Origin of the sequence: Hypericibacter sp. (assembly GCF_050729195.1) — a bacterium.
Taxonomy (GTDB): domain Bacteria; phylum Pseudomonadota; class Alphaproteobacteria; order Dongiales; family Dongiaceae; genus Hypericibacter.
The window spans coordinates 1-17,445 of record NZ_JBOHKS010000198.1 but is presented as its reverse complement, the minus strand read 5'-3'; the positions used below and the strand labels follow the sequence as shown (position 1 = coordinate 17,445).

Annotated in this window: 17 protein-coding genes; 8 read left to right on the top strand and 9 right to left on the bottom strand. The window is 65.2% G+C overall.

Features of this window, described 5'->3' with window-relative positions:
* The first annotated feature begins 180 nt into the window (after window positions 1-180).
* Together ACREE8_RS15405 and ACREE8_RS15400 are read left to right on the top strand one after the other, a co-directional pair.
* Entirely contained in the window at window positions 181-2,976 is a 2,796-nt protein-coding gene (locus tag ACREE8_RS15405) for an FAD-dependent oxidoreductase (protein WP_431573895.1), read from the top strand.
* A gap of 182 nt (window positions 2,977-3,158) precedes the next feature.
* Window positions 3,159-3,767 (top strand): hypothetical protein, encoded by a 609-nt coding sequence (locus tag ACREE8_RS15400; protein ID WP_431573894.1) that lies wholly within the window; start codon window positions 3,159-3,161, stop codon window positions 3,765-3,767.
* Between the two features lie 114 nt (window positions 3,768-3,881).
* Here ACREE8_RS15400 and ACREE8_RS15395 read toward each other — a convergent pair whose 3' ends face one another.
* Window positions 3,882-4,448: an HD domain-containing protein gene (locus tag ACREE8_RS15395; RefSeq protein ID WP_431573893.1), complete on the bottom strand. Its 567-nt coding sequence runs from the start codon at window positions 4,446-4,448 to the stop codon at window positions 3,882-3,884.
* Window positions 4,449-4,574: 126 nt separating this feature from the next.
* On the opposite strand from ACREE8_RS15395, the gene ACREE8_RS15390 reads away from it, so the two are divergent.
* The 3 genes from ACREE8_RS15390 to ACREE8_RS15380 all read left to right on the top strand — a co-directional run bounded on the left by ACREE8_RS15390 (window position 4,575) and on the right by ACREE8_RS15380 (window position 7,203).
* The gene (locus ACREE8_RS15390; RefSeq protein WP_431573892.1) at window positions 4,575-5,252 is read left to right on the top strand and encodes a ferredoxin; all 678 of its coding nucleotides are present in this window, start codon (window positions 4,575-4,577) and stop codon (window positions 5,250-5,252) included.
* Window positions 5,253-5,355: 103 nt separating this feature from the next.
* Complete coding sequence (locus ACREE8_RS15385) at window positions 5,356-6,105, top strand: glutamine amidotransferase-related protein (RefSeq protein WP_431573891.1); 750 nt, start codon at window positions 5,356-5,358, stop codon at window positions 6,103-6,105.
* Window positions 6,106-6,270: 165 nt separating this feature from the next.
* A complete protein-coding gene (locus ACREE8_RS15380) occupies window positions 6,271-7,203 on the top strand; it encodes a hypothetical protein (RefSeq protein WP_431573890.1) in 933 nt (310 codons plus the stop codon).
* A 117-nt stretch (window positions 7,204-7,320) separates the two neighbouring features.
* Here ACREE8_RS15380 and ACREE8_RS15375 read toward each other — a convergent pair whose 3' ends face one another.
* The 4 genes from ACREE8_RS15375 to ACREE8_RS15360 form a co-directional block, all read right to left on the bottom strand.
* Entirely contained in the window at window positions 7,321-8,070 is a 750-nt protein-coding gene (locus ACREE8_RS15375) for an SDR family NAD(P)-dependent oxidoreductase (protein WP_431573889.1), read from the bottom strand.
* On the bottom strand, window positions 8,067-8,582 hold the full coding sequence (locus tag ACREE8_RS15370) for a DinB family protein (protein ID WP_431573888.1): 516 nt from the start codon (window positions 8,580-8,582) through the stop codon (window positions 8,067-8,069). The genes ACREE8_RS15375 and ACREE8_RS15370 overlap by 4 nt, the downstream gene beginning before the upstream one ends.
* Window positions 8,583-8,747: 165 nt before the next feature.
* Complete coding sequence (locus ACREE8_RS15365; RefSeq protein ID WP_431573887.1) at window positions 8,748-9,290, bottom strand: glutathione peroxidase; 543 nt, start codon at window positions 9,288-9,290, stop codon at window positions 8,748-8,750.
* Window positions 9,291-9,338: 48 nt separating this feature from the next.
* On the bottom strand, window positions 9,339-10,043 hold the full coding sequence (locus tag ACREE8_RS15360) for a helix-turn-helix transcriptional regulator (RefSeq protein ID WP_431573886.1): 705 nt from the start codon (window positions 10,041-10,043) through the stop codon (window positions 9,339-9,341).
* A gap of 102 nt (window positions 10,044-10,145) precedes the next feature.
* Between ACREE8_RS15360 and ACREE8_RS15355 the strand changes: the two genes are divergently transcribed.
* The 3 genes from ACREE8_RS15355 to ACREE8_RS15345 all read left to right on the top strand — a co-directional run bounded on the left by ACREE8_RS15355 (window position 10,146) and on the right by ACREE8_RS15345 (window position 13,801).
* Entirely contained in the window at window positions 10,146-11,549 is a 1,404-nt protein-coding gene (locus ACREE8_RS15355; RefSeq protein ID WP_431573885.1) for an MFS transporter, read from the top strand.
* Window positions 11,550-11,701: 152 nt separating this feature from the next.
* Window positions 11,702-12,091, top strand: a complete 390-nt coding sequence (locus ACREE8_RS15350; protein ID WP_431573884.1) for a cupin domain-containing protein — start codon at window positions 11,702-11,704, stop codon at window positions 12,089-12,091.
* Window positions 12,092-12,136: 45 nt separating this feature from the next.
* Complete coding sequence (locus ACREE8_RS15345) at window positions 12,137-13,801, top strand: FMN-binding glutamate synthase family protein (protein ID WP_431573883.1); 1,665 nt, start codon at window positions 12,137-12,139, stop codon at window positions 13,799-13,801.
* Between the two features lie 22 nt (window positions 13,802-13,823).
* On the opposite strand, the gene ACREE8_RS15340 is transcribed toward ACREE8_RS15345, so the two are convergent.
* From ACREE8_RS15340 to ACREE8_RS15325, 4 genes are all read right to left on the bottom strand, one after another.
* Window positions 13,824-14,192 (bottom strand): hypothetical protein, encoded by a 369-nt coding sequence (locus ACREE8_RS15340; RefSeq protein ID WP_431573882.1) that lies wholly within the window; start codon window positions 14,190-14,192, stop codon window positions 13,824-13,826.
* A 98-nt stretch (window positions 14,193-14,290) separates the two neighbouring features.
* Window positions 14,291-14,614, bottom strand: a complete 324-nt coding sequence (locus ACREE8_RS15335) for an EthD domain-containing protein (RefSeq protein WP_431573881.1) — start codon at window positions 14,612-14,614, stop codon at window positions 14,291-14,293.
* A 94-nt stretch (window positions 14,615-14,708) separates the two neighbouring features.
* Window positions 14,709-17,000 (bottom strand): N,N-dimethylformamidase beta subunit family domain-containing protein, encoded by a 2,292-nt coding sequence (locus ACREE8_RS15330; RefSeq protein WP_431573880.1) that lies wholly within the window; start codon window positions 16,998-17,000, stop codon window positions 14,709-14,711.
* Entirely contained in the window at window positions 16,997-17,311 is a 315-nt protein-coding gene (locus ACREE8_RS15325) for a hypothetical protein (RefSeq protein WP_431573879.1), read from the bottom strand. Before ACREE8_RS15325 ends, ACREE8_RS15330 begins: the two co-directional genes overlap by 4 nt.
* Between the last annotated feature and the right edge of the window lie 134 nt (window positions 17,312-17,445).

Here is a 17,445-nt window from a genome sequence, read left to right as displayed (position 1 = left end):
GCGCCGGACAAGATCAAGGGCGCGGCCTGACCGATTCCAGACCAGTCTGAAGGCGCCGGCGCTGCGGCCTTTTCCCGCGCCTCCTGCGCCTGACGGCGAAACGGCGCCAGGGCGCTTGAGGTCCGGCGCCAGCGCCCGCTAAATTCCCCCGCCCAACGAATTTGAGGAGCAGGAGCTTCGATGAAATCGCATGCGAGAGTGGTGGTCGTCGGCGGTGGCGTGATGGGGGTAGGGCTGCTCTACCACCTGGCGCTCGAAGGCTGGTCCGACGTGGTGCTGGTGGAGAAGGGCGAGTTGACCTCGGGCTCGACCTGGCATGCGGCGGGCCAATGCCCGCATTTCAACAGCTCGCTCAACATGACCAAGGTGCATGTCTATGGCACCCAGCTCTATCCGCAGCTCGAAAAGCTGACCGGGCAGGCGGTGAGCTGGCATGGCTGCGGGGGCTTGCGCATCGCCACCACCGACGAAGAAGTGAATTGGCTGAAGCAGGTCTATGGCCTCTCGAAGCTCGCCAATTACGAGGCCCATATCATCGGGCCGAACGAGATCAAGGAACATCACCCCTTCCTCAACACCGACGGCATCAAGGCCGCCTTCCTGACCGTCACCGACGGCCATGTGGCGCCGGCCGACATCACCAACGCGATGGCCGCGGGTGCGCGCAAGCTCGGCGCCGAGATCTATCGCCGCACGCTCGTGACCGACATCAAGCTGCTGAAGACCGGTGAATGGCAGGTCATCACCGACAAGGGCAACATCACCTGCGAGCATGTGGTGAACTCGGCCGGCTCCTATTGCGACGTGGTCGGCTCCTGGACCGGGCACAACGTGCCGATTGCCAACATGCTGCATCACTACATGATCACCGAGCCCCTCAAGGAGCTGATCGCGCTCGAGAAGGAATTGCCGGTGGTGCGCGATCCCTATTCGCACGCCTACCTGCGCGAGGAGACCCATGGCGTGCTGGTCGGCCCCTATGAGACGGCAACCGCCCATGTCTGCTGGGACGGCAAGCCGCCGGCCTGGGACTTCGAGAGCGAGCTGATCGCACCCGAGCTCGACCGCCTCACCCCCTGGCTCGAGAAGGCGGCCGAGCGCTTTCCGCTCTTCGGCGAGGCCGGCCTCAAATCGATCATCTCCGGCGCCATCACCCACACGCCCGACGGCGTCTATCTCTCCGGCCCCGCGCATGGGCCGAAGAATTACTGGATGCATTGCGGCGCTTCGATCGGCATCTGCCAGGGCGGCGGGGCCGGGAAGTATCTGGCGCAATGGATGGTGCATGGTCAGGCCGAGATCAATATGCGCGAGTTCGATCCGCGCCGCTTCGGCAACTGGGCGACCAAGGACTACACCACCGAGGTCTCCATCGCCGACTATCACCATATGTATTACTGCTACAAGCCGGCCGAGCAGCATCAGGTCGGTCGGGGCCTGCGCAAATCGGCGATCCACGACAAGCTCGCGGCCGCCGGCGCGCAGTTCAGCCAGATCTTCGGCTGGGAGCGCGCGCGCTGGTACGACAAGAGCGGGAAGGGCGAGACCTATTCCTTCAAGCGCTCCAATTGGTGGGATGCGGTCAAGGCCGAATGCAAGGCCGTGCGCGAGCGCGTCGGTCTGATGGATCTCTCGACCTTCAGCAAGTTCGACGTGAGGGGCGCGGACGCCCATGCCTTCCTCGAGCGGATCTGCGCCAACAAGATCCCGGCCAAGGATGGCGGCATCATGCTGGGCCATCTCCTCAACGAGAACGGCTTCATCGAGAGCGAGATCACGGTCACGCGCCTCGCGCCCGATCACTTCTATGTGCTCTCGGCCGCGGCGGCGCAACTCTATGACACGGACCAGCTGCGCTGGCGCTTGAAGCTCAACGAACGCGTCACCATTGCCGACATCACCGACGATTTCGGCGTGCTGGTGCTGGCAGGACCGAAGGCGCGTGACGTGCTGGCGGCCTGCACCAAGACTGACCTCACCAACGCTTCCTTCCGCTGGCTGACCGGCAAGGAGATCGAGGTTGCGGGCGTGAAGGGCGCCGACGCCCATGCCTTCCTCGACCGGATCTGCGCCAACAAGATCCCGGCCAAGGATGGCGGCATTATGCTCGGTCATCTCCTCAACGAGAACGGCTTCATCGAGAGCGAGATCACGGTCACGCGCCTGGCGCCCGATCATTTCTATGTGCTCTCGGCCGCGGCCGCCCAGCTCTATGACATGGACCAGCTGAGCTGGCGCATGAAGCCGAATGAGCGCGTCACGATCACCGACATCACCGACGATTTCGGCGTGCTGGTGCTGGCGGGACCGAAAGCGCGCGACGTGTTGGCGGCCTGCACCAAGTCGGACCTCACCAACGCCTCCTTCCGCTGGCTGACGGGCAAGGAGATCGAGGTCGCGGGCGTGAAGGGCGTGCGGGCCCTGCGCGTCAACTATGTCGGCGAGCTGGGTTGGGAGCTGCATGTGCCGATGAAGTCGCTGCCGACGGTGTTCGACGCGGTGATGAAGGCCGGCGCCGCCCACGGCATCCAGCTCTTCGGCACCTATGCGATGAACTCGCTGCGGATGGAGAAGGCCTATCGCGGCTGGGGCTCGGAGCTGACCAACGAGGTCACGCTCATCGAAGGCGACATGGAACGCTTCACCAACCTCGACAAGGATTTCATCGGCAAGGCCGCCACCCTGCGCTCGAAGCAGCAGGGGGCCCGCATCAAGCTCGTCTATATGACGGTCGAGGCGGCCAACTCCGACTGCTATGGCAACGAGCCGATCTATCAGGGCGACAAGGTTGTCGGCATCACGACCGGCGGCGCCTATGGCCATGCGATCCAGCAGTCGCTGACCTTCGCCTATGTCGACCCGAAGCTGGCCCAGGACGGCCAGGCCTTCGAGATCCTGATGCAGGGCGAGCGCCGCAAGGCGCGGATCGTGCCGCAACCCGCCTGGGACCCGAAGAACGAGCGGTTGCGGGCGTAGGGAGCTGACAAGACACGGTGGTCATCCCCGCGAAAGCGGGGACCCATCTTGATCCAGCCGCCTAAAGCCAGAATGGCCTTCCGCTTTCGCGGGGATGACCATCGAGTATGGGCGTGTAAATCGCAGTCGGCGTTCGTCCTATACGGGTTGCATCTCCTTGGCCACGGCCGCAATATCGCAGTATGCGATATAAATTCATCGATAGAGCGGCGCGCGACATCGTGGTTGGAACTGCCATTTTGTTGATTCAGGGCAGAGTCCGCGTCGTCGACGCCTCATCGTTTCTCATGATGCATCTGCGGGAGAGTGACGATCCGCAGGTCGAGGATGCCTTGCGATTCTTCGTTGCCGTTGATTCGGATATGATGGATCTCTCGGCTGAGACCCTTCCTTACATGACGAAGAGCTTGGCCGAGGAAACGATCCGCAGGATCGACAAATTGGAAATGTCCTGCCGAGAGCAGGCGCATCAAGCGGCCGCGAAATTCATTGCCATCTTCGATAACGAAGAGCTCGCAAAACGAGTTGCCCGAATCCTGAACGAAGCATGGGATCCGGCAGGTGTTAGCAATTTGCCGTCCGGCAGGGGGTTCTACGATGAGTATGTGTCGGAAATCCGCGAGCTGTTGCGGGTCGAGGCGACTGAGCGCGAGCTTGTGGATCATTTGCTCCGTATCGAGGACGGCACCCTGAAGTTCCCCATCGACCGCCCGCGCGCGCTTAACGTCGCACGGCTCCTGATCGAGAGCGCAGCGGAGTTCCGCCTGCGGCCATCAGCCAACCTGGGATAGAGCAGCTACTCCATGGTTATCGCCGCGAAAGCGGGGACCCGTGCTGATCCAGCCCCCCGAGCTTCGGCATGGGGCCCCGCTTTCGCGGGGGTGACATGGGGGCGGAACGTCGTCCTAAACCACGAACGCCCAGGGCTTGCGACCGAGTATGCGGCGGACGATCGGCTCGAAGGCGTCGATCGGCATGGTCTCGTAGTTCGGATCGAACGAGTTCTGGTCGTAATTATGGCACCAGGACGCGACGCGTTCGAACAGCGGGTGGCCGCGATATTGTTCGCGCGCGTTGCGGTCGCCGCCGACATGATGGAAGAAGTAGTAGCCCTGGAAGATGCCGTGATGCTTGACCAGCCAGTGATTGTCCTTGGAGATGTAGGGCTGGAGGATCGCGGCGGCGAGATCGGAATGGTTCTCCGGGGCCATGATGTCGCCGACATCGTGGAGCAGGGCGATCGCGACCACTTCCTCGTCCTCGCCGGCGCGGAAGGCGCGCGTGGCGGTCTGGAGCGAATGCTCATAGCGGTCGATCTTGTAACCGAGCTTGTCGCCGCCGAGACGCTTCAGCTGCGACAGCAATTCGTCCGGAAGGTGCTGGCTATGTTTTTGAAACCGGCGGTCGAGGAGCTGATATTCCTCAAAGGTGCCGTTTTCCATCCGGATGAAGTCGACCGTCTCTTCCATCATGCCCTCTCCTTCATGGCCGCAGTCGGCCCCCGGGATTGGTGGGGCACGAGGCGGCAAATGGCAGCTTAGCTTATCATGAGCGACCCCGGTTTCTCCAAGAGCCCTAATTGGTCCAAGAGCTTAGCCGTGGCGTTGGCGGCCCGCGGGCTGATTCTCCGCGGCGGCTTCCAGCCGGCGGAGGAGGACGGGCTGCCGGCGCTGGCCGACGGCCGGCCGGTCCGGCAGCTGATGCTGGTCGGCAATGCCGGTCCGGCCTTATGGCGCGCCTTCAACCAGGCGCCCGAGGCCCGGGACGGCGAGCCTCATCCGCTCAATCGCTGGACCCGGAGGGTTATCGACGAAATCGCAACCAGTTTCGGCGCTACCGCGCTCTATCCCTTTGAAATCCGGCCCGCCTGGCCGTTCCAGCGCTGGGCGCAATGGGCCGAGCCGGTGTTCCCGTCGCCGCTGGGGCTGCTGATCCACCCCGAGTTCGGGCTCTGGCATGCCTATCGGGCGGCCCTCCTCTTTGCCGAGCCGCGCTCGCTGGCGCCGCCGGCACGGGCCACTCATCCTTGTGAGATCTGTGCCGAAAAACCCTGCCTGAGTGCCTGTCCTGTCGAAGCCTTCAAGCCGGCCGAGGGCGCCGTCCGCTATGACGTGCCGGCCTGCCTTAACCACATCGAAGGACCCGCCGGGCATGATTGCCTCGAGGCGGGCTGTCGCGCACGGCGGGCCTGTCCGGTCGGTGCCGAATGGCGCTCCGAGCCGGCGCAGGCCGGGTTCCACATGCGGGCCTTCCTGCGCGCCGGACGAGGCCACTAGAGAGGACCGGCGATTGACGACTCGGGTCCGGCGACCCCAGCATGGCGCCGGCCTTGCGGGCGGCGTGCAGATCCGCGACGGATCGAGTGGCGAAGGGCGAAAAATGAGCAAACGGATTTTGATGGTGGTCCATAGCGAGTGGCGCGAGAAACGGATCGCGCCCCATCTGGCCGCCCATGGTTACGAGGTCGAATGCCGCTGCCCGGCCCAGGGCGATCGCCTGCCGGAAATTCTGGACGACTATTCCGGCGTCATCGTGCTGGGCGGCGTACAGAGCGCCAACGATGCCGACAGCGTCGATTATATGCGCCATGAGCTCGATTGGATCCGGCGCTGGGTCGAGGAAGGCCGGCGCTATCTGGGCATCTGCCTCGGCGGCCAATTGCTGGCACGCGCGCTGGGTGCGACAGTCAAGACGCATCCGCAAGGCTTGCACGAGATCGGCTATTGGCCGATCGAACCGACGAAGGAGTCGGGCGATCTCTTCGCCGGCCTCGGCCATGTCTATCACTGGCACAAGGAAGGCTTCGAGCTGCCGCCGGGCGCCGAGCTGCTCGCGCGCGGCGCGCGCTTTCCCCATCAGGCTTTCCGCTGGGGCCAGGCCTATGGTCTGCAGTTCCATCCCGAAGTGACCGGCGAGGACGCGCGCGGCTGGTTGGAGGAGACCGCCGACTACGAGACGCGTCCTGGCGGGCAGCCGCGCGATCTGCTTCTGGCCAGCATCGAGAAATACGATCCTGCGCTGGGTCGCTGGACCTTGCGCTTCATCGACCGCTGGATCGGCGAGACACTGGCCGATTCAGAACCGGCTTCTGTGTCTAATGTTGCAGCGCCACGCGTCGCCCATGGCTGAGAGCCGCGCCGACGCTGGTTGAACAACCCATCATCACCTGTCGAATCCGCGGCGGCGGTTTGCCGCTTGTGTGTCTTCGAGCCGCTGTTGTATAGGCCTTTCGCTCGTTATCTGCTTGGATCGATAAGGGGGACCCTCTTGCGCCTCGTTCTAGCGATTTGCGCGTTGAGCTGCGCGCTCGTCTTCGCCGGATCTGCATTCGCAGACTCTTCCGCCACCGACCCGACCGCCGTCCAGGTCGCGCAGAACAGCCAGTTCGCGAATCTCCTGGGCCAGAGCTCCTACAAGGAACTGCCGGTCGAGACGCCGAAGCCTGCGGATTCAACCGGCACCCTGAAGGTGACGGCTGTCATCGCGCAAGGCGCCTTCAAGAATCTCGCCGATCCGATCCAATGGACGGTGGTGCGCGTGGCGACCGGCGGCGTTCCGCAGGCGATCGTCGCGCGCGACAAGAAACCCGAGCCGACCTTCAAGCTGCCGCCCGGTAAATACATCGTCGAGGGCATCTGGAAGGCGATCGTCGTCCAGCGCGACATCGAGGTGCCGGCGGGCAAGCCGGTTAAACTCGTGTTCAACTACAATTCCGGCACCGTCAGCATGAAGATGATCCCCTATACCGGCGGTGCGCCGATCACGACCGCCGTGCAGTGGGAGCTCTACATCCTGCGCAAGGGCGCGGGCGCCAATCTTCAGGAGAGCGACCGCCTGTTCATGGTGGTGGCGCCGACCCAGCAATTCTCGCTGCCCGAGGGCAGCTATGTCGTGCGCGCAAGCTATGGCGGCACCTCGGCCGACCTGGTGATGCCGATCCAAGCGGGCAGCGTCTACAAATACACGATCAATCTCTACTCGGCGAAGGTCACCTTCAACGCGCCGAACACGGACCAGGCCACGAGCTGGCAGATCCTGCGCGCCAAGCCCGACACTGACGGGAACCGCCGCATGGTCGCGAGCCAGACCGGCGCTGCACCGACCTTCCTGCTGCGCGAGGGCAAATACGTCGTCCGTGTGTCCAACGGCAAGGCGACGGCCGAGCAGCCCTTCGAGGTGAAGGCCGCCAAGAACACCACCGTCAAGGTCAAGCTCGCGGCGAAGTGACTCTCGCTTCGCCGTCGGCACTGCCTCGGGCCGAGGGTCGGCCTCCGATCCGGCGGTGACCCTCGCGCAGGCGTTTTGCAAGTCTGCAGGCGTTCGAGGGCTGGACGACCGAGGCGATTACTGCCGTCGCATGTTGTCCATGATGATCACTGGATAGGCGCAGCATCGGGGCGCCGAGATGGCGAACAGCACGGTGGCGACAACCTCGTGATTGGTGAGCTTGCTTCTTGCCGGCGCTCCGTGTGCGTCGTGCCTATCCGGTTCCAGCGGATCCGTGTCGTCGAAATCCGGCGGATAGATCGCCGCAACCCGGATAGCCTGATCCTTCAGTTCGTGGCGTAGCGCATCGCTGAAGCCGGATTGGCCGTGCTTTGCGGCATGGAACGCAGCCGATGCGCCGTCGAAATCCCACCCGGCCCATCCCGCCGTCGAAACAATCGTGATGATGTCGGCGGCGCTGGATTGTCTGAGGCCCGGCAACAATCCCTTGGTCACGAGAATCGTGCCGGTGACGGCCGCTGCAATGGTGGCAGCGATATCTGCCTCCGCGAGCTCGGCAATGTTGCCTGGCAGCCAGGGTGCGGCATTATTGACGAGCACATCGATCGCCGGGGCTGCGGCCAACACGACCCCGCATGCTTCCTTGATGCTCTCCGGCTGCGCCAGGTCACACGGCACGACCGGGGAGTCGCGTCCCGTGCGCAGTCTGATGGCGTCGGCGACAGCATGCAGCGCTGGCGGATTGCGCCCCAGGAGAACGACGTCGGCGCCATGATCGGCTGCCGTGATCGAAAGCGCCCGGCCCAATCCACGGCCGGCACCTGTAATGACGATGCGTCGTCCGGATAAGTTCGGATCTGATGTCATGGCCCGATTATACGCGCCTCGCCGATCTCCGGCAGGAAGAATGGCAGATCGACATCGGGCAGGTCCATGCCGCGCTGCTGCAGCACCGCAAAGATCTGTCCACGATGATGGGTCTGGTGATTGAACAGGCCCGACAGCAGGTCGCGGACCCGCGCCTCGAAATGCCGGTCGCGCTTGATGGTCGAGAAACGGACCAGCGCCTCGATCCTGTCGTCCGCCATCTCGTCGAGGAGGACGATCAATCCCCGATCCTCCGCCTCGCGCGCGGCCCGCAGCGAAGCGAAATCCTCGAACAGGATCTGGTCGAGCGAAGAGATGCCATGATCGGTACCGGTAACGCGGCCGATCCAGAGGCGGTCCACCACCAGCAGATGATTGAGCGTGTGGTGGATCGAATGGAAGAAGATTCCGGTGTCCGCGCGATAGGCTTCCTCGTCGAGCGTCGCCACCTTGTCATAGAGCTGACGGTTGACCCATTGGTTGAAGCGGGCCATCAGGGGGAAATGTCTCATGCCGTGACTCCGGAATGGCGAAGGCGTGGGTGCGCATCCGCGCGACCCGAAACCCCAGGCTAACCTCGGCGCGGCATCGCGAACGCTGATTTTTTTTCAAGTTGCATGTGAGCCCGGCGCAATTTTGCGCCGCAACGCCGAACGCGATATCGGGCGCGGATCGGCTTATGCGGAAGGCGCCCCCAGCGCCTGCTCGATGGCGTCGGTGAGCTTCGCGTCCGAGGGCTTGACGGTGCTGGTGAACCAGGCCGCCAGCTTGCCGTCGCGCCCGATCAGGATCTTGTGGAAGTTCCATTTGGGCGCCCCTTGCGGGCCGGTCTGATCGAGGGCCCAGCGATAGATCGGGTGCGCGCTCTCTCCGATCACGGTCTGCTTGGCCATGATCGGGAAGCCGATCCCATAGGTGGTCTCGCAGAAGCGCTTGATCTGGCTGTCGGGGTCGGGTTCCTGCGCGCCGAAATCGTTGGCCGGCACGCCCAGCACGGTGAGGCCGCGATCGCGATAACGCTGCCAGAGCGCCTCGAGGCCGCGATATTGCGGGGTGAAGCCGCAATAGGAGGCGGTGTTGACCAGCAGCACGACCCTGCCGCGGAACATCTCCGGCTTGAAGGCGATGCCTTCGACCGAGGGGAGCGGGACCTTGCCCCAATCGACGGGCGTGGGATGGGCTGAGGTGGTGGTGCCTTGGCCGCCGGTAATGCTGGTCATGATCATGCCTGCGAGCGAAAGGAGATGACGGGGCTTCATACGGCCCCATTATAAACGCGAACGCGGTTTGCGGCGTGGCTTCCTTTGGGGCGAGGGCGCAGGTTTGGCCGGTTCGACCGTCTCGACCCGGTAGCTGCAGCGCCGCTCCCCGGCGGCGAGCCCGTCGCCGCTGACGAGATGCTGCATCCGCTCGACCTTGGCACCAGGCCCCAGGACCGCGCGAAAGAGTTGCAGCTCCGAGCGGCAGAATCCCTGACAGGCAGTGGCAGCGGCGCAGATCGGACAGTGATGCTCGATCAGCAGCAGGCTGCCGTCGGCCTCCTCGCGGATCTCAGCCATGTAGCCTTCGCGGGTTCGTTCCTGCGCGAGGCGCTGCAGTTTCGCCGGGACATCTTCGGCCGTTGCGAGGGCCGCCTGATAGCGCCGATGCTGCTCGGTCTCGCGCGCCGCGATCAGCCGGTCGAGCGCCTTCGCGCCCAGCTTGCTGCGAATCGTTTCAATGAGCTCGACCGCGAGCCGGTCATGGCCATCGGGGAACTCGGCGTGACCCGCCTCGCTCAGGGACCAGTTGAGGCCTGGCCGGCCGACGGCGCCCCTGGCCTGGCCGGTCTGGACCAACCCCGCCTCGCGCAAGGTCTCGAGCCGCTGCCGCGCGCCTTGTGGCGTGATACCCAGGGCCGTGGCGATCCCCGCGGTCGAGATCGGCCCGCGGGTCTTCAGCAGTCGGAGAACCTCGTCGTCGCTTGCCGCCATCGCCCTGTTATCCTCAGCCCCCCAGCCTAATTTGGCAACAAATCAGTTGTCAAATTAGAAGGCGCGATTTAGAAACGATAGGGTTTCAAAAGGGGAGAGATCATGGAGTCCGCGGCCGCAGGCGCCGATCCTTACGCCGGAGAAGGCTGGCGCGAGATCCTGGGCCAGGGCCGCTGGGCGCCTTTCCTGCTGATCTGCTTCGGCATCTGGCTGCATGCGGCGGACGGGCTGATCGTGGTGACGACCATCCCCGCGATCGTCGCCGACATCGGCGGGATCGCCTGGACCGGCTGGGCCTTCGCGCTCTATCAGGTCGCCTCGATCGTCGCGGCGTCGCTGGGCGGCCTCATGGCCTTGCGCTTCGGCATCGGCCCGGCGACCGCCACCGCCAGTGCTCTCTTCACGCTCGGCTGCCTGCTCGATGCGATGGCGCCGGACATGGGTTTCTTCCTCATCGGCCGCCTGGTGCAGGGGCTCGGCGGCGGCGTGATGGTGGCGCTGTTCCACGTCGCCGTGACGCGCGTCTTTCCGGAGCGCCACTGGACCCGCATCTTCGCCTGGGTGTCCGCGGTCTGGGGCGTCTCGGCCCTGTTCGGGCCCTTGGTCGGCGGGCTCTTCGCCGAGGCCGGGCTCTGGCGCGACGCCTATTGGGCCTTCGGCGCGCAGGCGCTGGTGGTGGCGCTCTGCTCGCCCTTCCTCTTCGGCAACGTCGCGTCCTCAGCCCAGGGTCTCGAGCTGCGCGTGCCCTGGCGCGCGCTCGCCATGCTGGTGCCGGGCGTGCTCGGCATCGCCGTGGCCAGCGTGGTCGATTCCGTGAGCCTCGCGGCGCTGTCGGTCGCGATCGGGCTCGGCTTTCTGGCCCTCTTCTTCTATTTCGACCGGCGCGAACATTCGCCGCTGTTGCCGGAGCGATCCTTGTCCGCGGTTCCCGTGCGGTTCGGGTTGCTGATGGTGCTTTGCTTCTCGGTCGCGACCATCTCCTTCAGCGTCTATGGGCCGCTGCTGCTGGTGCAGCTGCATCACGTCACCCTGCTCGAGGCGGGCTACATGATCGCGATCGAATCCGTCGCCTGGAGCGTCACCGCGATGATGGTAGGTTGGGTCCGGCCCAAAGGCGAACCGCTTTGCATCAAGCTCGGGGCCAGCATGATCGCGCTCGGTTTGCTCGGTTTCGCGATCTCGGTGCCGCAAGGGCCGATCTGGGCCATCGCCGTTTCGGCCGGTTTGCAGGGTGGCGGCTTCGGCATGAGCTGGGCCTTCATCGCGCGCCGGGTGGCGTCGGGCGCGATCGAAGCCGAACGGGAGCGGGCCGCCGGCGCGTTGCCGACCACGCAGATGCTGAGCTACGCGATCGGCGCCGCCCTGGCCGCCATCATCGCCAATGGGCTGGGGCTGGAACTGGCGACACCCCAGGACCGGCTGCAAACAATCGGGTTCTGGATCTTCTGCGCCTTCCTGCCCGTGACCCTGCCGGGGTTCCGAGCCGCCTGGCGCCTGGCGCGATAGGCCTGGGTCTGCCCCAAAAGAGCGTCTCCCCTCGGTAACTTGACGTCCGGTCTTCCTTGGGCACGGAATGAGGGATCGCCGTCGGTCCGAGTCCGTTGCGCCCCCTGTGCCGGTGCCGCCCGACCGCCGGCCGGGCAGGAGAGGGCTCGTTCATGAACGCGGATTCCGGAAGGCTCGCGGCGCTGCGCCGCATCACCAACATCAAGACGGCGTCCTTCGTCCCCGACGACCGCTATGGCGCGCCGACTCCGGACTTCAACTGGCTGCCGCTCGATTTCGACAAGAAGACCGGCGACGGTTTCTTCCTGCTGCGGTTCGAGCCCGGCGCCCGTTCGCCGCCGCATGAGCATAGCCATGGCGAATCCTTCCTGATCATGGAAGGCGAGCTCCATGACAGCGACGGGACGATTTTCCGCCCTGGCGATTTCGTGCGCTACGAACCCGGCAGCAAACATTGGAGCGTGGCGCCGCAGGGCTGCGTGATCGCGGTGTTCTTGCGCGGCTATAACCGACGCCTCGAACCGGGCGAGAGCGAAGCCTGAGCCGGTCGGCGACAGCGCAATCGCGTCAGCAAAGGAAATGGCTGCATGAGCGTGACAACGACGGCTGACCTCCAGGCAGCCGCGAAACGATTCAGCCTGTTCGCCGCCGTCCTGCTGCTCACCTTGCTGAGCGTCGCACTGGGGCTGACAGAATCGGCCGAATGGTTCTGGCCGCTGCTGCTCCTGCTGCCCTTGCTGGCGATGGGAAGCTGGGACCTGGTGCAGCCCTCGCATTCGCTCATGCGCAACTATCCGCTGCTGGCGCATTTCCGCTGGCTGTTCGAAGCGCTGCGGCCCTACTTGCGCCAATATATCGTCGAGGACGATCACTCCGGGACACCCTACAGCCACGACGACCGCGCGCTGATCTATGCGCGCGCCAAGGGCCAGGAGGATCGCCAGCCCTTCGGCACCGAACTCGACGCCTATTCCAGCGCCTTCGAATGGATGACTCATTCGATCGCGCCCAAGCCGGTGGTGAAGGAGCCGTTCCACATCAAGGTCGGTGGCCACGACTGCAAGAAGCCCTATGGGGCAGCGATCCTCAACATCTCGGCGATGAGTTTCGGCTCGCTGGGGCCCAACGCGATCGAGGCGCTCAATTGGGGCGCCAAGCTCGGCGGCTTCTATCACGACACCGGCGAGGGCGGTATCAGCCGCTATCACCGCATCCATGGCGGCGACATCGTCTATGAGCTGGGCACCGGCTATTTCGGCGCGCGCAATCCGAACGGCAGCTTCAGCCCGGAGCGTTTCGCCGAGCAGGCGCAGAACGACCAGGTCCGGATGATCGAGATCAAGCTCAGCCAAGGTGCCAAGCCCGGCCATGGCGGTATTCTCCCCGCCGCCAAGGTTTCGGCCGAGATCTCCAATGCGCGCGGCGTGGCGATGGGCATCGATTGCGTCTCGCCCAGCCGCCACTCGGCCTTCTCGACCCCGGTCGAGATGATGGAGTTCATCGCCCAGCTGCGCGAGCTCTCCGGCGGCAAGCCGATCGGCTTCAAGCTCTGCATCGGCCATCCGACCGAGGTCTTCGCGCTGATCAAGGCGATGCTGAAGACGGGCATCAAGCCCGACTTCATCGTGGTGGATGGCAAGGAAGGCGGCACGGGGGCGGCACCCGCCGAGCTCTCGGACCATCTCGGCACGCCACTGCGCGAGGGCTTGATCCTGATGCGCAACGCGCTGGTAGGGGCGGGCCTGCGCAGCGAGATTCGGCTCGCCGCCAGCGGCAAGGTCGTCAGCGGATTCTCGATGGCGGTCAATCTGGCGATGGGAGCCGACTGGTGCAATGCGGCGCGCGCCTTCATGTTCTCGCTGGGCTGCGTCCAGTCGATGCGCTGCCACACCAATCGCTGTCCGACCGGCGTCACCACCAACGATCCGATCCTGCAGCGCGGCCTCGATGTGGCGCTCAAGGCGCGACGCGTGGCGGGTTTCCAGCACAACACGGTGGAGGCGCTGGCGGAGCTGGTGGCCGCCGCCGGCCTCGATCATCCGCAGGACCTGATGCCGCGCCATATCTGGCACCGGCTCAACCCGATCGAGGTGCGCACCCTCGACCGCATCTATAATTTCCTCGAGCCGGGCGTGCTGGTCTCGGCCCCCGACATGACGCCCTATGCCGACGAATGGCGCGCCGCCGACGAGGAGTCCTTCATCCCGCGCATGGATGTCGGCCCGCAGCGCGAGGGCGAGAGCGCGGCCTAGCGCGGCGGCGGCGTTCGAGGCGCTACTTTGAAGGCTCGGCCAGGAGCAGACCCAGCGGCTTGATCGGGCCGAGCGGGATCAGCTGGAACTCCATCATGCCGGCCTTGCCCAGCGGGAGTTTCTCCAGAAGCGCATGCGCTTCGGTAGGGTCGGTGAGGTTCATGACGAACACGACCCCGCTTTCATCCGTCTTGAAGTACCACTGGTCGATCTTCCCGGCGAGATAGAGGCGGGCCGTCTCGCGCATCTCGGAGGGCAGGATCGGGCCTCTCGCGCTCGGCGTCCCCTTCGCAGTCCAGTGACCGACCGCCAGGATCTTGGTCGTCGGGACGGCGGGTGGATGCCGGGCGGCGGCCGTCGCGCCGACATCCGGAATTGTCTCTTCTGACATAACATGGCCTTTGCTGAGTTGCCGACGAGCCGCCTCGCCCCGACCATGTCGGCGCGTTCAAGACTTGGCGTCTAGTCTCCGCTTGCTGCCATCAGACGTCAGGCGCGAGCGATGACTTCGTCCACCAGGCCCCAGGCGGTGCGGTTCATGTCCATGCAGTTGGGATTGTCGCCGGCGGCGCGCCTGCCCTCGGGCGATGCCCAGGCGGCGTCATAGGCGGCGCGGTCGGCGAACCAGAACTCGATCACCGCGTCCCAGGGCGGATCGCCTTCGATCTCGTCCGGCTCGACGAAATTCTGCACATAGCGGGCGACATGCGGGATGGCGACCGCGAGGGATCCGTGCACCTCGCGAAAATACGCGCGGAAACGCTCCCGCGACCATCCTTCGCGCCGGTAGCAGACCACGACAAGCTTGAGCATCGACGCTCCCTCGCCCCGGAAGGCGGCGGCGGATGAAGGCACCGCCGCCGGCAGCCTTCGCAGACTCTAATCTTGTGCTGAGACGATGGCGAGTCTACCCGGCCCTGTCGATCCCGTCATAGGCCTCATGGCCCTGATCGGTGCGGGTGCGGCGCAGCTCGGCGCTGCCGCTGCCCGCCGGCGGTTCCGGGAAGGGTTTGGGGTCGGCGAAGCGGCGGACGACATTCTCCGTGATCCGGGAGATGTTGTTCCGATAGCCGTCATGGGCGAGCGAGGCGGCCCAGCTGATCGATCCGGTCGAGAAGACGGCGCCGCCTTTCGGCGTCTCGAAGAACAGGAGGTCGGCGAAGCATTTCTCCGCTTCCTGGCCGTTGATGGTGGGGTGGTGGAAGGCCGTCTCTTCGGGCACCAGGTTGTACTGGCGCGTATGCCCTTCGGAACGCGCCACGATCAGGGCGTGGGCCGGCGTGCCGAGCCAGGGATCGGCGCGGTCGATCTCGGACCCCGCCGCACCCCCGCCGATGCTGCCGAAATCGCCGAGCACCTCCTCCTTGACGCCCTCGAAGATGAAACGGGCGCGCGGATCGTCGCTCTCGGGACGGCGGCGGTAATAAGAGGAATAGTCGAAGCCGGTGGCGACCGTGCCGAGCCCCACGAGCTTCTGCGGCGGGGTCGCCGCACGCCGCCACAGGCCGCTATATTCGCCCGTGAAGCTCATATAGCCCTCGCCGGGCTCGCTGTCCCAATAGCGGGCGCCGGTCTCGGCACGCCGCAGCTCGACCAGCCAGGGCTTCTGCGGATGGACCGCCGTGCGCCAGTAGAACCCGTTCCCGCCCAGATACATCAGGCGGCCGCCGGACGCGAGATAGCCGGTCATCGCGTCCCACATCGCGGTGGTCCAGTATTCGGGATGCGTTCCCGTGATCACGGTCTTGTAGCACGAGAGCCGGGGCAGTCCCTCCGCATGTACCGCATGGTCGGTGATCAGGTCGTAGGGCAGGCGGCGCGCCCCGAGCCAGTCGGTGATATGCGTATCGGCATTGAGGGCCCAGATCCTGTGCTTCACATGCATGCTGAAAAGGGGCCGCCGCGCACTCGAATAGAAGACACCATAGCCGTCGCAGTGACGGTCATAGGTCGAGAGCCCGAGCTCGCGATGCTCGTTCAGATAAAGATCAGACGCGTCATAGACCGCGACGGCGCCGTTCTTCATCTCCATGTTCGGGTCGTCGAAGTCGTAATGCTCGTTGGAGTAGGCGACATAGGTGACGGTGGAGGCGAGGAAGGCGATGTCCGCGTGGCTCTCGCCGCTATGTTCCTCCACGAAGAAGACGATGTAATGCTCGGCGTCCTTGGCCGTGAGCTTGGCCGCATAAATGCCGCTGGCGAGGTCGCGCGGCAGGTCGAAGGAGAAGCTTTCATGCCAGGCGCAGTCTTCCAGGTCGTCGTCATGGAAATGCACGGCGCAATAATGCGCGGGCTTCTCCGAGAATCTCTGCGAGCTGCCGTCCCATCGGGCCCCGGTCACGCCGCGCGCCGGCAGATTGACGAGCTCGCCATGAAGGCCGCCGACCTGTTCCATGATCCGCGAGGCGGCGAAGTCATGGCTGAAATCCCACAGCGCGGCCGGCTTCGAGACGCGCTCGGCGGCATCGCGGTAGGCCTCGATATCCGCCGCGGACGGAATCCGCGCCAGCAGGACCGGGCTTTCGAGGCGCCCGTTGAAGAAGCCCGTCATCTTCGGCGCCGCGTCCCGGCCGGTCCAGCGGGCGGCGAAAGTCAGCGGCAGGGAGCCTGGCCGATCCGCCAGCCGCGGCCCCTGGCCCGTCGCCTCCATCGGATCCGCGCCGAAGCCATGCGGATCGACGGATTTCGCTATCAAGGTCATCTGGCCACTATCGCCCGCGAGCCCGATGGCGACGGTGGTCCAGTGCCGGGCGGGCAGGGCCCGCGGCAGCACCAGTCGCGCCGTGGCGCCAGTACCATCGCCGGCCTCCAGGGTGAGACGCGACCGCTCGTCGATCCCGAGCCTGAAGCCGAGCTTCCGGGCCTCGTCCCAGCGCGCGAGCAGCGTCTGGTCGCCCTTGGTGGGGGTCGTCGCGAAAACATTGAAGACGAAGCCGAGGTCCGGGCTCGCCAGGGCCGGACCCGGTGGCACGGTCATGAAGGAGCCGATTTCCGTGCCCTGCGTCTCGCCAGGGATGGTGCCTTCGTGGCAACCCTCGATGGTCGCTTCCTTGAAGCCAGGGCCATTGTCCCGTGGATCGCCGCAGACGATCCGGACGAGAGCCGCGTCGAAGGCGGCAATCCCGTCGGTCGACACCATGAAGCGCGCCTTCTCGCCCGGGCGATAGATGAGCGCCGCCGGATAGCCGATGATCTTCATTCCGCGTCTGCCGAGTTGGGAAGAGGTGAGCCCGTGAGCTGATGCCAGCGAATCTTGAGGATCTCCCACTCGGCCCGCTTGGGATCGGTGAAGATCCGGTCATCGATGAACCGGACGGGGTCGCCGCGATGCTCGCCCAGGCGCGCCAGTCGCCAGGATTTCGCATCGATCGCGACGATGACCTCACGGCCGGCGAGCGGCACCAGGCGCAGCCGGTTCAGCACCCGGCGCAGCTCCAGGGAGAAATCCTTCCGCTCCTTGCGCAGGAATTCGGGCAGGAGCTTCCCGTCTTCAGGTGTCAGTTGATACATCGCGCGTTCTCGTGGTGATGGCCCGACCGGTCACTGGTTTGATGCATCTATGCTGGAATTTCCCCACCCATATCTTTCCCGTCTTGTCCGTCCCGCTTGGCGCCGTCTGATCCGCCCCGGATAGCTGGTCCACT